General features: G+C 35.7%; 15 protein-coding genes. 8 read left to right on the top strand and 7 right to left on the bottom strand.

What is annotated here, in order from left to right:
• Positions 1 to 92 precede the first annotated feature (92 nt).
• Both sltY and trpR read left to right on the top strand, forming a co-directional pair.
• The gene (sltY, locus tag J3U63_RS09795; protein ID WP_267344394.1) at positions 93 to 2033 is read left to right on the top strand and encodes a murein transglycosylase; all 1941 of its coding nucleotides are present in this window, start codon (positions 93 to 95) and stop codon (positions 2031 to 2033) included.
• Positions 2034 to 2044: 11 nt separating this feature from the next.
• The gene (gene trpR, locus J3U63_RS09790; RefSeq protein ID WP_218056877.1) at positions 2045 to 2329 is read left to right on the top strand and encodes a trp operon repressor; all 285 of its coding nucleotides are present in this window, start codon (positions 2045 to 2047) and stop codon (positions 2327 to 2329) included.
• 22 nt (positions 2330 to 2351) lie between these two features.
• On the opposite strand, the gene robA is transcribed toward trpR, so the two are convergent.
• The 3 genes from robA to J3U63_RS09775 form a co-directional block, all read right to left on the bottom strand.
• Positions 2352 to 3266, bottom strand: a complete 915-nt coding sequence (gene robA / locus J3U63_RS09785; protein WP_065634442.1) for an MDR efflux pump AcrAB transcriptional activator RobA — start codon at positions 3264 to 3266, stop codon at positions 2352 to 2354.
• An 85-nt stretch (positions 3267 to 3351) separates the two neighbouring features.
• The gene (gene nfuA / locus J3U63_RS09780; protein WP_267333970.1) at positions 3352 to 3927 is read right to left on the bottom strand and encodes a Fe-S biogenesis protein NfuA; all 576 of its coding nucleotides are present in this window, start codon (positions 3925 to 3927) and stop codon (positions 3352 to 3354) included.
• A 109-nt stretch (positions 3928 to 4036) separates the two neighbouring features.
• Positions 4037 to 4708 (bottom strand): phosphoribosyltransferase family protein, encoded by a 672-nt coding sequence (locus tag J3U63_RS09775; RefSeq protein WP_267344393.1) that lies wholly within the window; start codon positions 4706 to 4708, stop codon positions 4037 to 4039.
• 251 nt (positions 4709 to 4959) lie between these two features.
• Here J3U63_RS09775 and J3U63_RS09770 point away from each other — a divergent pair, with 251 nt between their 5' ends.
• Positions 4960 to 5526, top strand: a complete 567-nt coding sequence (locus J3U63_RS09770) for a peptidylprolyl isomerase (RefSeq protein ID WP_416379670.1) — start codon at positions 4960 to 4962, stop codon at positions 5524 to 5526.
• A gap of 62 nt (positions 5527 to 5588) precedes the next feature.
• Here the strand turns inward: J3U63_RS09770 and pepB are convergent, their stop codons facing one another.
• Positions 5589 to 6869, bottom strand: a complete 1281-nt coding sequence (gene pepB / locus J3U63_RS09765; protein ID WP_267344392.1) for an aminopeptidase PepB — start codon at positions 6867 to 6869, stop codon at positions 5589 to 5591.
• 102 nt (positions 6870 to 6971) lie between these two features.
• Here pepB and J3U63_RS09760 point away from each other — a divergent pair, with 102 nt between their 5' ends.
• The gene (locus J3U63_RS09760) at positions 6972 to 7742 is read left to right on the top strand and encodes a tyrosine-protein phosphatase (RefSeq protein WP_267333941.1); all 771 of its coding nucleotides are present in this window, start codon (positions 6972 to 6974) and stop codon (positions 7740 to 7742) included.
• Between the two features lie 92 nt (positions 7743 to 7834).
• Positions 7835 to 8353: a non-heme ferritin gene (gene ftnA / locus J3U63_RS09755; RefSeq protein ID WP_065634437.1), complete on the top strand. Its 519-nt coding sequence runs from the start codon at positions 7835 to 7837 to the stop codon at positions 8351 to 8353.
• A gap of 50 nt (positions 8354 to 8403) precedes the next feature.
• On the opposite strand, the gene J3U63_RS09750 is transcribed toward ftnA, so the two are convergent.
• Positions 8404 to 9021, bottom strand: a complete 618-nt coding sequence (locus tag J3U63_RS09750) for a 4'-phosphopantetheinyl transferase family protein (protein ID WP_267358454.1) — start codon at positions 9019 to 9021, stop codon at positions 8404 to 8406.
• A gap of 97 nt (positions 9022 to 9118) precedes the next feature.
• Here J3U63_RS09750 and metC point away from each other — a divergent pair, with 97 nt between their 5' ends.
• Together metC and tilS are read left to right on the top strand one after the other, a co-directional pair.
• Complete coding sequence (metC, locus tag J3U63_RS09745; RefSeq protein WP_267344391.1) at positions 9119 to 10336, top strand: cystathionine beta-lyase; 1218 nt, start codon at positions 9119 to 9121, stop codon at positions 10334 to 10336.
• Between the two features lie 32 nt (positions 10337 to 10368).
• Positions 10369 to 11655 (top strand): tRNA lysidine(34) synthetase TilS, encoded by a 1287-nt coding sequence (tilS, locus tag J3U63_RS09740; protein ID WP_416379672.1) that lies wholly within the window; start codon positions 10369 to 10371, stop codon positions 11653 to 11655.
• A gap of 84 nt (positions 11656 to 11739) precedes the next feature.
• Here the strand turns inward: tilS and J3U63_RS09735 are convergent, their stop codons facing one another.
• Complete coding sequence (locus J3U63_RS09735) at positions 11740 to 13929, bottom strand: heavy metal translocating P-type ATPase (RefSeq protein WP_267344387.1); 2190 nt, start codon at positions 13927 to 13929, stop codon at positions 11740 to 11742.
• A gap of 198 nt (positions 13930 to 14127) precedes the next feature.
• Between J3U63_RS09735 and J3U63_RS09730 the strand changes: the two genes are divergently transcribed.
• Positions 14128 to 14448 carry a winged helix-turn-helix transcriptional regulator gene (locus J3U63_RS09730; RefSeq protein WP_267344441.1) on the top strand — a complete coding sequence of 107 codons (321 nt, stop codon included), beginning with the start codon at positions 14128 to 14130 and terminating at the stop codon, positions 14446 to 14448.
• A gap of 83 nt (positions 14449 to 14531) precedes the next feature.
• On the opposite strand, the gene suhB is transcribed toward J3U63_RS09730, so the two are convergent.
• A complete protein-coding gene (suhB, locus tag J3U63_RS09725) occupies positions 14532 to 15335 on the bottom strand; it encodes an inositol-1-monophosphatase (protein WP_267333946.1) in 804 nt (267 codons plus the stop codon).
• Positions 15336 to 15703 lie beyond the last annotated feature (368 nt).

The following is a 15703-nucleotide window of genomic DNA, read 5'->3' as shown; positions in this document are numbered from 1 at the left end:
TATTTTACTAGGAATTAAATATACGTTGCTTATCGACGAATAACGCTAAAATATGCTAATCTAATAAACTAATATGCTACCGGAGTTAAAGGATGAGTTTAGTATTGCGTTCTTTTTTATTGATAACTTTACTAATAGCTAATAGTAGTTTTGCAAGCAATGCTCAGACTAACTTGCGAGCTAGCTATCAAAAATGGACCAATTCTTATCAATCATTAAGTTTTGAAGAACAACAAGCTTTGCTAAACGAGTTAACAACTTATCCTCTTTATCCTTATGCTGCTGTACAATTTTTGCAAAGTAATATTAAAGTTGTTTCACCCGAATTAGTCAGAAATTTCATCACGCAATATAATGACTTTCCGTTAACTTCATCATTGATACAAGCTTACCTGGCAGAATTGACTAATCGTCAAGATTGGAACACGATTGTCAATTTTCCACAAGATGGGTCACCTGCAGCAAATTGCCGAAATCTCTATGCCCAATTACAACAAAATAGTAATAATGAGTCCATTTACAATGAAATTGAATCATTATGGATGACAGGCAAAGAACTGCCTTCAGCCTGTGACTCGCTAATTAATGCATGGTCACAAACCGGTAAACAGACCGGAAATATGATATTATTACGCATCGAACTCGCCCTTGAGTCCAACAACATAAAACTGGCACGATATTTAGCAAACACATTAGATAGTAGTTATCAAACCACAAAAAGTCATTTACTTGCTCTATTTGATAATCCACAAAAATTAAGTGAATTTTCAAAAAATATTACAGCGAGTAAATTTACTAAAAAAATTGTTCTTGCTTCCTTTGCACGTTTAGCTAAAGCTGATATGAATTTGGCCGAAGCAATTTTACCAAAACTTATTGAACAACAAGCACTAACTGAAGAAGAGCAAATTGTTTTACAAAAAAGCTTGGCTGATCGTTTCTTTAATGATTCAGCAACGCAGCAACAAATTGAGTGGCGTGATAATTTTATTGCCAAAACACATGACACGCCATTAGTTGAAAAACGTATCCGTGTCGCGATTGATAACAACGATTTTAAAGATATTGCTTATTGGTTAACACAGCTTGATCCAAAAGATCAGTTGAAAGACGATTGGCAATATTGGCAAGCACGCGTGCTACTTAACAATAATCAACGTGAACAAGCCCATACCATTTTACAAACATTAAGCAATAATCGAGGCTTTTACGGTATGATTAGTGCACAAACACTTAATCAACCTTATATACTTGTCAATTTATCACAAGACCTTTCAGCTGCAGAACGTAGCAAATTAAATACTCAATATGATAGTCAAGCATTTATCAAAAGAATTAATGAATTACGTTTTTTAGGCATGATATCAGAGTCAAACCGTGAATGGCGATATGCATTAAGGAATCTACCCAATAATGATTATTTACAGTTAGCTAGATACGCTTACCAAAAAGGATGGGGCGATCTCAGTATCCAAGCAACAATCTCGGGAAAATTATGGGATAATTGGACAGAAAGGCTCCCAATTATGTATCAAAACTTATATAACAATGCATTAAAAGACAAAGTTATACCGCTTTCTTACGCATTAGCTATCTCGCGCCAAGAAAGCGCACTTGATACCACAATACAATCTCCCGTCGGTGCAAGTGGTTTAATGCAACTTATGCCGGCAACAGCTAAAGATACAGCTAAAAAAATGGGTTATGTAACCTATATCTCCCCTGCTCAATTATTTGATCCTGAAATCAATATACAACTTGGAACTTACTATCTAAATAGTGTCTATTTACAAAATAATAATAATCGTATTTTATCCTCTAGTGCTTATAATGCCGGCCCTAATCGTGTAAAAAAATGGCTTAATAAAAGTGGCGGCAAACTTGATGCTGTCTCATTTATTGATAGTATCCCTTTTACCGAAACCCGTAATTACGTGAAAAATGTATTAACTTATGATTACATTTACAAAACCATTTTAAAGCAAGAAAACGTAGGGATTCTAACCACAATTGAATTTAACCAACAATATTAATGACGAACAAGATGAAAAATAAAGAATGGCAACAAACCGTTGAAATATTACATCAAGCATTTAATGATGGCTATTCGCTTGATATATTAAAACTCCTATTAACTGCCGATGAACGAGATGCATTAATTACCCGAGTAAAAATTGTCCATGCTTTGTTAGATGGTTCAATTAATCAGCGTCAATTAAAAGAACAGCTTGGCATTGGTATTGCCACTGTCACTCGTGGTTCAAATAGTCTAAAAGAAGCATCGCCTGAATTTAAATATTGGTTAGAACAAAACTTATTAAATGACTAGTAAAAAAGGGAATGAAACAATTTTATCCACCATTTTTTTGGCGAATTTCATTTTCAGTAATGACGGGCACACAATAATCACACTCAATGCGTTGAAGATTTTTGACTGATTTAACCGAATCATCATGCAAATTATGATGAATTTCAATTAAACACCCTGAACGTAAACGAACTTTTAATGCAGGCATAGCAGCCAAGTGGACTTGCGAAATAAAATCTTTAAAATTTTCTGGTGGTCCGAAATATTTAAAACAAAGATACAATCCACCTTCACTTACAAATTGTTCAATATGTTCAAGGTTATTATTGTGTTCTAATGCAATAGTATAAAAAAGTTCTTGCTCATTGGCATTATCTTTACTTTTTAGTATTCGATTAAATGCATAAATTCTTTCTGGCAACGCTTCATTTTTATTAGCATAACGCGTTAAATAATTATGAAAAAATTGCACTCTTAATTTAATCTCTTCATCTAATAATTTACTTAGATTACAGTTATTTTTATAAGTAATTCCCCAAAAAGTCTGTTTAGGCATAGTGACAAATGTGGGTTCAGGCAGCGACAATCGCGTCTTATTGAGTTCAATGGCTGGCGTTAATCCTGTTGGATCCCAATATTCACTACGCCTATAACTTGCCGGTGTTTCATTAAATTGTTTTTTAAATGAACGGGTAAAAGTTTGTTGGGAATCAAAACGATATTGCATTGCAATATCTAATATAGGTTTACTGGTCATTCGTAAAGAAAGTGCAGCGTAAGTTAACCTTCGATGACGAATATAAGTACCAAGCACTTGACCGGTTACTTCTTTAAACATTCGTTGTAAATGCCATTTAGAATAACCTGATTTTTGCGAAACATTATCTATAGATAATGGCTGCTCCAGATTTTTCTCAATCCAAACGATAAGATCTGAAATAATACTAACTTGATTCATAAAACCCCATCATAAAGTGAATTGGCAAACAGCATTTGATTATGACTTAATCTTAGCAATAAGCAAGATTAAATTAGAAATTATTTTAACAATAAGAGTGGCTTCCGGCTTGATGTTCAGTAATATCTTTCACCCCTGCTAATTCTGGAAATTCGGCCAGTAACTGCTTCTCGATTCCTTCTTTTAAGGTATAATCCACCATCGAACAACCATTACAACCTCCACCAAATTGTAATATGGCATAATTATCTTCTGTCAACTCAACCAAGCTCACATGACCACCATGGCTAGCAAGTTGCGGATTAACTTGAGCTTGAATCAGATAATTAACGCGCTCGATTAACGGTGCATCATCTGCAACTTTCTTCATTTTTGAGTTTGGTGCTTTTAATGTTAATTGTGAGCCAAGTTCGTCGGTTACATAATCAATCACTGTCTCTTCCAAAAATGGAGCACTGATCTCATCAATATAAACAGAAAAACCATCTTGCTTTTCTTCAATATCACTCTCTTCAACAGTATCAGCGGGACAATATGACACGCCACATTCCGCTGTTGCGGTACCAGGATTGATAACAAACACCCGAATTTGTGTTCCATCCGCTTGATTAGCAAGCAATTTTTTAAAATGCTGTTGAGCTGCTTGAGAAATGGTAATAATAGACATAAACCCCTCACTTTGATGCCGGTTATTCAATGAATAATTATGAGCATCACTGATTATAATAGTTGACTAACTCTGTTGGTTATTATAGGGATTGTTTATGATTTTACAATACTGTGCGACATAAACAAATGACTTGAACACTTATTGCACCGCAGTTTTTCAATTGTTGACTAATAACATTTATAGTATTGGCGGTAGTGACTATATCATCTATCAGCATAACAGATTGATTAGTAAGATCTTCCCGACAAAAATAGAGGGTATCAACATTATCAATTCGTTGTTGCAATGAAAGTGTTTTTTGATCTAAAGCTCGCTGTTTACGATATAATAAATGCGGATAAAAATCACGACCTAACCACTTAGCAATGGGGTTAGCCAATAATTCGGCTTGATTATAACCACGAGACCAATATCGTAAATGATGTAACGGGACACATGTCACTAAATCGGGTTTCATTAACCCGTCTACTTCTCGTTGTTGATACCACGCTAAAAACATCAATCTAGCTAATGCTAAAGCAAATTCAGTTTTATGATAAAACTTTAACTGGTGAATAAGTTTTTTCAATGGATTAATATAATCACTCACTGCTATAAGCTTGTCATACTTTGGTTTATTGTCTCGACAACGGTAACAGATCTCAGTAAATAAAGAGTGTGGTAAGCAACATTGCTGACACACTTTATTTAACTTAGGTAAATTGTTCACACATTGACAACAAATGCCATGATGGCTTAAAGCTAATGGCATATTACATAAAATACAACGCATGAGTTCTCATTCTATTTCAAAATACAATTCAACAAAATAAATGTGGCATTTAAATGTTTCTATTTAATTAAAGCTATGTGAGGAATGCTAATAGTTAATTAAAGATAACAACTTTAAATAAGTCATACGATATAGAACAGTATTATTGTGAACTAAAACTCAAATTTTTATCTTATTTTACATATTTGTCATTTAAAATAGTTTAATATTCGGTATAATCTGCCAACTAAATTGGATAAGGAATTTAATATATGAATAAAATCAAAATGTTATTTGCTTCATTGTTGTTAACAATGGCTACTACTTTTGCTTATGCTGATACAAAAGTACTATTACAAACCAGTATGGGTGATATCGAAATTGAATTAGACAGCGAACATGCGCCTATTTCTAGCAAAAATTTTATTGATTATGTCAAAAGCGGATTTTATGAAAATTTAACTTTCCACCGTGTTATCCCAGGTTTTATGATCCAAGGTGGTGGCGCAGATGATCAATTAAAATTCAAAGATAATACTACTCCAATTCAAAATGAAGCAAATAACGGTCTAAAAAATGATCGTGGCACTATTGCCATGGCAAGAACCAGTGAAATCAACAGTGCAACTAGCCAATTTTTTATTAACCTAGTAAATAATGATTTTCTTAATTATCAATCACCAGAAAAATATGGTTATGCAGTATTTGGTAAAGTAATTAAAGGAATGGATGTGGTTGATAAAATTGCCGCGGTACCAACTAAACGTATGGGACCTCACCAAAATGTTCCTGTTGAACCCATTTATATTAAAAAAGCAATAGTGGTTGAAGACAAATAATTTATCCCACTTTAAATATCTAAAATATAAAAAAACCACTCTTACAGTGGTTTTTTTCAATCCTAGTTAAGTTCACTTAATAAATGTGCTATGGCGCGAACACCTACTCCGGTTGCCCCTGTTGCCCATAAGGAAGTAGCACTTTTACGAAATGTGGCTGAGCAGTCAATATGTAACCAGTTTTGTTTATAATTTTTTATAAAATGCGATAAAAATGCCGCTGCGGTACTAGCACCTGCGGTATTAGGTAAGCCAGAGTTAGCCATATCGGCAAAAGATGAAGGAAATTGCGAACGATGAAACTCAGCTAACGGTAATCGCCAAAATGCTTCGTGTTCGGTAGTCGCACTTTCAATTAGCCGATTAGCAAATGAATCATCGAATGATAACAAGGATTGATAATCGTTACCTACGGCAATTTTTGCAGCGCCGGTTAGCGTGGCACAATCAATAATATAGTGTGGTTTATCATTATCTGCGCAAATTAATCCATCAGCTAACACTAAGCGTCCTTCCGCATCCGTGTTATCAACCTCAACTGTTTTGCCATTACGATAATGAATAATATCGCCTAATTTAAACGCATCACCACTGACTAAATTATCTGCACAACATAAATAAAGCTTAATACGGTGTTGTACACCACGAGCTATCGCTAATGCTAACGCGCCACTCACCAGTGCAGCTCCGCCCATATCAGCACGCATTGACTCCATAAAACTGCTTGGTTTTAAGCTATAGCCACCAGAATCAAAGGTAATACCTTTACCCACTAAACAAGCAATAATCGGTGCTTTAGGATCTTTGCTCGGATTATAATCAAGTTCAAGCAATGCAGCTGGTCTATCCGAGCCTTTGCCAACAGTATAAATTCCCATATAACCTTGTTCTTTTAAGGCTTCGCCTGAAATAATTTTATAAGTTACATCAGATGAATACGCACTAATTAATTTTGCACTTTGTGTTGCTAATTCAAGAGGACTTAAGGTTTCGGCTTGCTGATTAACAATATCGCGACACCAATCAATAATATCCAAACGATATTTAAGTTCTGTTTTTTCTTTGCTATTGAGTTTTGCCCACGTCACTTTATTGTTTTTTTTGGCATTACGGTAACCTAACCAAAAATGCCAAGACGCTTCTAAATCCCAACCCTCTCCTGTCAGTTTCACCGCTTTAATGCCTTGATTATCCAATTTACGCCCTGCTCGCTGAATTGCACCTAAGCGATGTTCCGACTTATAGTGTATTGTTATAGCATCATCAGAAAAGCTGAGTAAGGCATCTTTGCCCCACTGCGCTTGAGCCGGTTCATTTGAAAGAAAAATAGATAACATCGACATATTAAAAACCTCATTGATTATCAAACAACAAAACATTGACTTAATTCTAATCAGAAACATGTTAATATAGCAAGCGAAGTTAAGAATAAATAAGGAGCGGTAATGACATCAGTTATCCCTATCAAAAACAGTATCAATTTTCGTGATTTAGGTGGAATCAAGACAACTGACGGCCGTCAAATTCGATCGGGGTTGTTATACCGTGCTGGTGACTTTTCTCGCTTAACTGAAGATGAAAAAAACATTTTATCTAACCAATTAAAGCTTCATCATATTTTAGATTATCGTGATCAGCATGAAATCGATCGCTGTCCCGATAATTTATGGGCTAATACTCAATATATTAATGTCCCGGCTAATCCATTAAGTAACGAAATTACTGCAAGTTTAACTAGTGATTATGATGATATCTTTATTTTAAAAAAATATTCACCATTTGATTTTATGGTAAAACTTTATCAGTTACTTCCATTTAATAATCAGGCTTATCAACAATTAATCTCACTTTTACTTAACGCTAATGGTAAACCATTAGTTCAGCACTGTGCAGTTGGTAAAGATAGGACCGGCATTGGTGTCGCGCTAACACTTTTTGCATTAGGCGTGAGTGAAGAAGATGTCATGCAAGACTATCTATTTACTGAACAATGCTTACAAACTTTTCGTGAAGAAACACTTAATCAATATAAAAATAAATTTACGCAGGAAGAATTAGACAAGTATAAAATCATATTTTCTGCCAAAAAAGAGTTCTTAACTGCTGCTATAAATGAAATTAAACAGCGTTATCAAACCATCGACAATTGGTTAGCCAAAGAGTACCAATTAGATGAAAAGCACAAAAAAAACCTACAACAAATTTATTTAGTTTAATCAATTTAAACCAATTAGCTAAATCGCTAAGGTTTATATAATAACCACGTTTAAAAAGTGGAATAATAAAATAGCAATGAGAGGAAAGTCAGATGTTAACAACACAAATGGTCAAAAAACTTAATGACCAACTGAATCTAGAATTTTATTCTTCAAATCTTTATTTACAAATGAGTGCATGGTGTGATGACCAAAATTTTCCCTCTTTTGGAAAATTTTTACGAGATCATGCCGGTGAAGAGCGCAAACATATGGAACGTTTGTTTGATTATGTTCTAGATTGTGGTTCACTTGCATTAATTGGAAAAATTGATGCACCAGAAGCAAAATATAAATCGTTACTCGATGTATTTAAAGCAGCCTATCAACATGAATTGACCATTACCAAAGCAATTAACTCACTGGTCGATTATGCCCTTACTCAAAAAGATTTTTCAACTTTCAATTTTTTACAATGGTATGTATCAGAACAGCATGAAGAAGAAAAGCTATTTAAAACCATTGTTGATAAACTAGAATTAGTAGGCGAAAATAAACGTGATTTATTCTTTATGGACAAAGACTTTAATAAAACCTTAAGTGAGTCAGGATTACTCACCACAAACGAATAATAAAATATTTGTAATAACTGTTACCCTAAAAGGGTAACAGATTATAATAATTAGGATTTTACAACAATATTGGTAATAGGATTATCACAATTAACCGCAAGATGAACGCCTGACAGCTGTTGATAATGAAAATAGAAATGCTGTCCAAAAGGGGCGCAAATAGAGTGACGTTCTAAATTAACATTGACTGATTTTATTTGCCAAACGCCTTTAGCATAAAGTTTTAATGCCGATTCTTTCAATGTCCAAAGCTGCCAAAAAGCTAATAATGTATCTTCTTGGTTAATCATCCATTGGTACTCTTCATCAGCAAAACAATGTTTAGCGACATTTAGGTAATTTTTTCGCGGCCTGTCTACCTCAATATCGACGCCCACCTTTCCTGACAATGCAACCGCTACAGCAACCCAATCCCCACTATGACTAATATTAAAATCAGGAAACGAGCAATCTAAAAAACGAGGTCGACTATTATCGCCAATGACCATTTCGGGTAAAATATCGACACTATAATGTTGTTTGAGTAACTGCGCTAAGATTGAACGACAAACTAAAAATTGCCTTTTACGTTGGCCATGCAATTTATTTGCATAATCAACAATTTGCTTAGGTAATAACGAAAAATCGATGATTGCATGATTTAGGTTAGCCAGTTGAGTTATTAGCATTATCAGAAAACAACTATTCATAAAAATTATTTTTTACTATTTTAACAGCATGCTATGCTAACTGTTATTAAAATTTATCCCTAACCTAGGATTGATCATGTCATTACCAACAAAATTAGTTCATGCAGGACGAAAACAACGCTATACCCAAGGTGCAGTAAATACCGTTATTCAACGAGCCTCTTCATTGGTGTTTGATACTCTTGCAGCCAAAAAAGAAGCGGCAGAAAATCGTACAAATGGTGCACTATTTTATGGACGACGTGGCACATTAACCCACTTTGCTCTGCAAGATGCCATGATTGAAATTGAAGGTGGAGCAGGTTGCTATCTTTACCCTTGCGGTGCTGCTGCCATTGCTAATACGATTCTAGCTTTTGTCAAAACTGGGGATCATATCTTAGTATCCGAGGCAAGTTATGAGCCAACCCAAGAATTTTGTGAACATATTTTAAAAGATATGGGGGTTGAAACTGATTACTTTTCCCCTTTAATTGGCCGTTATATTACCAACCATATCAAACCTAATACCAAAGTGGTATTTTTAGAGTCACCAAGTTCAATCACTATGGAAGTTCAAGACATACCGGCAATTGTTAAGGCCATTCGAAGTGTTAATCCTGAAATCACCATTATGATCGATAATACATGGGGGGCTGGGATATTATTCAAAGCATTAGAACATGGTATTGATATCTCAATTCAATCAGGCACTAAATATCTTATTGGGCACTCAGATGGCATGTTAGGGACTGCTGTTGCCAATGAGAGATGTTGGGATAGATTACGAGAACGTTCTTATTTAATGGGACAAATGTGCGATGCCGATACGGCCTATATGGCGGCGCGTGGATTACGTACCTTAGCGGTGAGACTTAAACAACATCATGAAAATGGCTTAAAAGTTGCTAAATGGCTTGCTGGTCACCCGAAAGTGGCAACCGTTAATCACCCTGCACTTGAAAGTTGCAAAGGACATGAATTTTTCAAACGTGATTTTAGTGGTGCAAGTGGTTTATTTTCGTTTGTTCTCAAAGACCGCTTAACCGACATACAATTAGCTGATTTTTTAGATCATTTAAACCATTTTACCATGGCGTATTCATGGGGAGGATTTGAATCATTAATTTTAGCAAACCAACCTGAAGAATTAGCAAAAATTAGACCGGTATCAGGTGTCGACTTTACTGGCACATTAATTCGTCTGCATATTGGTCTTGAAGATCCTAACGATTTAATTGCCGATTTAGCTGCTGGTTTAGATAGAATAAAACTTGATAAAATCAAAACTACTGCGCTAACAAGCTTAATATAATTCACTGTAATATGAACAATATACATAACCCAATGCTTGATGACGTAATAAAACAAACCGTTTTACATCATTTAAAAGGCAGTAATGCACTACTGGTGGCTTTCAGTGGTGGCGTCGATTCGACGGTATTACTGCATGTATTGGTAATGTTGAAAAAACAGCTTTTACCCAATTTACAAATTAGGGCTATTTATATTCATCATGGTTTAAGTCAAAATGCCGATAACTGGGCAAACCATTGTGTACAACAATGCCAAACATGGCAAGTACCTATAATTATTGAAAAAGTGAAGCTTGATGATATGAACAAGAATATCGAAGAACAAGCTAGAGAGGCCCGCTATCAAGCAATTCATCATCACTTAAAAAGTGACGAAATGCTCTGCACAGCCCAACATCTTGATGATCAGTGCGAAACCTTTTTATTAGCCTTAAAGCGAGGTAGTGGTCCTGCTGGGCTCTCTGCTATGCCCATCGAAAATGGACAACATCTTCGCCCATTATTATCGATATCACGCAAACAGATAGAAACTTATGCGAATCAAAATCAACTAACTTGGATAGAAGATGAAAGTAATCAAGATGACCATTACGATCGCAATTTTTTACGTTTAAATGTTTTACCAATTATCAATCAACGTTGGCCACATTTTCCGCAAATGGTCGCTCGAAGTGCCGAGTTATGCCAACAACAAGAAGCCTTAATTAACGAGCTATTACTGTCCGAGTATCAACAAGTGATCACCGTTCAAGGTCAGCTATGCTTAAAACCCTTGTTTGATTATAGCGAATATAAACGCAATGCTATTTTACGAATGTGGCTTCGGCAACAACAAGTTATCATGCCAAGCCAAAAACAACTCACGCTAATTTGGCAAACTGTTGCGCAAGCGAAAGACGATGCCAATCCACAATTTATTTTGCATAATAAACAAATCCGCCGTTACCAAAACCAACTCTACCTGTTGCCACTATATCAAAATATTGAACAACACGTGCTTAAATGGGATTTATCGTCATCGTTAGTCTTACCTGATCATATTGGTGAATTACACGCCAATAATAAGCACAACTTAAATTGCCGCTTACCTCGTGCCGACGAAGATGTAACTGTACGCTTTCATGCACAAGGACAGCTAAAAATTGTCAATCGTCAGGGTTCAAGAGCAATCAAAAAATTATGGCAAGAGCACCATATTCCACCTTGGATGCGAACCCGCATTCCTTTAGTTTATTATAATGAACAGATAATTTGTGCCGTCGGCGTATTTATTACTGAACAAGGAAAAGGATCGCAAATCCATTTTAGTTTGACGTAAATGGTCAATATGCAGACAAACAAACCTATTGCCAGAAAATGACCCGATTAGGCGGTATAAACGACCGCCTTAATTCAACGACCGTTATTGGTTATCGGCTCTCGCTTTCCAACGTTTAAGCAGTAATGCATTTGTTACCACACTAACGCTACTTAAAGCCATGGCAGCACCTGCAATCATTGGATTTAAAAATCCTAAAGCAGCTAATGGAATGCCAATTAAATTATAGAAAAACGCCCAAAACAGGTTTTGTTTTATCTTATTATATGTTCGACGCGAAATATCAATGGCATCAGCAATAAGGTACAAATTACCACGCATTAATGTAATACTCGCCGTATGCATAGCAACATCGGTGCCCGTTCCCATAGCAATGCCAATATCTGCGGCTGCCAATGCAGGGGCATCATTAATACCATCGCCGACCATGGCAACTAAATTATTGTGCTCACTATGGCTCTCTTTTTGTAATTGATAAATATAGTTTGCTTTATCTTGCGGTAAAACTTCAGCAATCACTTTATCTAAACGCAACTGCTGCCCGACATAATTAGCCGCTTGCTGATTATCGCCAGTTAACATAACACTGGTAACATGCAATTGATGTAATGCTTCAATTGCATTTTTGGCTTCAGGTTTAATGACATCAGAAAAACCAAATAAAGCCAAAATTACGACCTGATTTTCTGATTGTTGTTTAGCCAAAAATGAAATAGTGTAACCTTTACCGGTAAGCTCATTGATTTTATCATCCATATTCACAAAATAGGCATTTAACGATTTCATCCAGCGTAAACTACCTAAATAGTATTCGGTATTATCAATCATTGCCATAATCCCTGAACCAGCTACTGAGGTAATATTCTGTGCATAATTATAGTGCTTAGCTTTAGATAACATCGCTTTAGCTAAAGGATGTTCACTCCCCGCTTGCATTGATGCCGCAATTGATAAAATCTGCTCGGGTGTTTCAGTACCGACGACGTCAATTTCCACTAATTCAGGTTTACCTACTGTTAACGTACCGGTTTTATCAAATGCGATCGTATTAATATTGTGCAGCGTTTCTAACGCTTCGGCATCTTTAATTAAAATCCCCTGACGAGCCGCTGCTCCCGTTCCCACCATAATCGCAGTAGGTGTTGCCAATCCTAAAGCACATGGACACGCAATAACCAATACGGCAACGGCATGAAGCAAGGCTTGTTGCCAATCATGATAAATTACTCCCCAAAACAGCAAGGTTACCAACGCAATAACCAAAATCACCGGTACAAAAATCGCACTGATACGATCTACAATTCGCTGGATTGGTGCTTTTTTAGCTTGGGCTGATTCAACCATATTTATAATTTTTGAAAGCATTGAGTCAGCTTGAATTGCGGTAGTTTTCACTATCAGCAACCCTTCACCATTAATTGTCCCCCCAGTAACAATATCATTAATGGATTTAGTTACAGGAAAGCTTTCCCCTGTTAACATCGACTCATCACTACTGGATGAACCTTCAATAACAATACCATCAACAGCAATACGTTCACCGGGTTTAATCACCACAATATCATTTACTTTTACCTGGTCGATAGGTACATTCACTTCTTGGTTACCTTGCCTGACTAATGCCATCTCTGGTCGTAACGCTGAAAGAGCTTCAATTGCTTGGGTTGTTTGATGCTTCGCTCTTAACTCTAACCACTTACCAATCAAAATTAAGGTAATAATCACCACTGATGATTCAAAGTAGAGGTGATCATAATGACCACTAATAAGCTGATATAACGACAAGCCATAAGCGGCACTGGTACCAATTGCGACTAATAAATCCATATTACCGGTTAATGCTTTTAACGCATTAAACCCACTACGATAAAATTTACCACCTAGTCCAAATTGCACAATCGAAGCAAGAATAAATTGCAACCAAGCAGGTAGCATCAAATTAATGTCAAACGGTTCAAGTAACATAGGGATGACAAAAGGTACAGACAAGATAATAGACAAAACAATAGGCCAAAGTGAAGCTTGCTTATCAACATCTTTATGGTGCATTTGTTGATCAGTAATTTTTACCGCATGATATCCGGCATTGTCCACAGCTGACATGAGTGTGTCTAACTTAACATTCGAATTTGCATTAACGGTTGCTTTTTCAGTCGCAAGATTCACACTAACATCAATGACACCATCAATCTTTCTCAGCGCCTTTTCAACTCGACTAACACATGATGCACAGCTCATATCCTCAACAAAAAAATGGTATTCGACAGTTTTCATTTAACACATCCCTTAATTTTTGGTGTGGTACATATTGTAGTATTAATTATCCTTTTAACAAGAATGCACTTTTTTGATATATACTACCCAAAAAGATACTATCAAGATAATTAAGTGAAAAATAAATCAATCAATAAAAGCTGCTGTGAAAACAAACATCAAACAATAACCTATTGCCCTGTTGATGCCACCATCAATATGATTGGTGGTAAATATAAATCGCTCATATTATGGAAACTTATGGCTAAAACTACCTTAAGATTTTCTCAGTTACGTAAGGAAATCCCTACGGCTACAGCTAAAATGCTAACCCAACAACTACGCGAACTTGAATCTAATGGCTTAATTCATCGACAAGTTTTTCCAGTGGTACCACCTAAAGTTGAATATTCTTTAACAAACTTTGGCAAAAGCATTAGACCAGTACTTGAATCAATGTATATATGGGGCAGTGACTATTTAAACAATCAAGGTTTACACGTTAATTGTTCAATGACGTCATTAGATGACGCAAAATAACGAAAATGACTCTTTGTAGTTGATGACTAGTATAAAGCAAAATGCAAGGCTACAACCCTGCATTTCGAATAAAGAAAGTACAATTAATTACGCAAATTTTCTGGCCAATCGTTTTGGGTCGAAACTAACAAATCTTTGACCACACGAGGATTACCCGCCACAATATTGCCCGAAACCATATAATTATTGCCACCAGCAAAATCGGTGATAACGCCACCTGCTTCACGTAAAATTAACTCGCCTGCGGCAATATCCCAAGGTTTTAAGCCAATTTCAAAAAAGCCATCTAAACGGCCTGCTGCTACATAAGCTAAATCTAACGCGGCAGACCCACTACGGCGAAAATCACCACATCTTACAAATAATTTTTGCAATACCGCAAAATAACTATCACTATATTGTTTAACTTTAAATGGGAAGGCCGTTGCGAGCACACTACCCTCAAGGTCTTTAGCATTGCTAACACGAATACGATACCCATTAAGCTGTGCACCTTTACCTCGCGCCGCGGTAAACAGCTCATTACTCATAGGATTATATACAACGGCAATTTCTGTTTTACCTTTAACTCGAGCCGCAATAGAAACTGCAAAATGTGGGATATTTTTAATAAAATTGGTCGTACCATCAATTGGGTCAATTATCCACTGCGTATCGGCATCACTACCTTTAGCTAAACCACTTTCTTCAGCAATAATCGTATGATCAGGATACGCTTTTTTGATTGTTTCAATAATAAGTGATTCAGCAGCACGATCTGCATTAGTGGCAAAATCGTTAGCACCTTTAGTATCAATTTCGATTGAACTTGGGTTTTCATAAGCCTTAATGGCAACATTACCTGCTTTACGAGCAGCACGAATAGCAATATTAAGCATCGGATGCATAAATTTTTTTCCAATTGATGATGTTAAAGAACGGAGTGTTTTAGTAAAACTCTATAGAGTGATACCAATAATGACGGCATAGTATAAAGGTTTTGCCGCTTTATTGCCAGAATATGTTAGGGTTGATAAATAAAATATTAAAAATCACAAATTTTAATGCTAGCGTGAAATGTGAGGAAGGATGTGATATAAAATCCAAAAGTTCCCAACGAAAAGCATTTTTATTTCGATTAACAATCCCTTTTCAACTCCAATAACAAACGCATTATTTAACTTTTTATTTATTGGTTTGATTTAAATTCAGGACTTTATATCTCAATCAACTTATCAATATTTACATAAAAATTACAGTAAAATCACAAACATTT

It is taken from the genome of Gilliamella sp. B2838 (assembly GCF_026536185.1).
Taxonomy (GTDB): Bacteria; Pseudomonadota; Gammaproteobacteria; order Enterobacterales; family Orbaceae; genus Gilliamella.
Note: the sequence above shows the minus strand (reverse complement) of the source record. Positions and strands in the feature narration are given on the sequence as shown.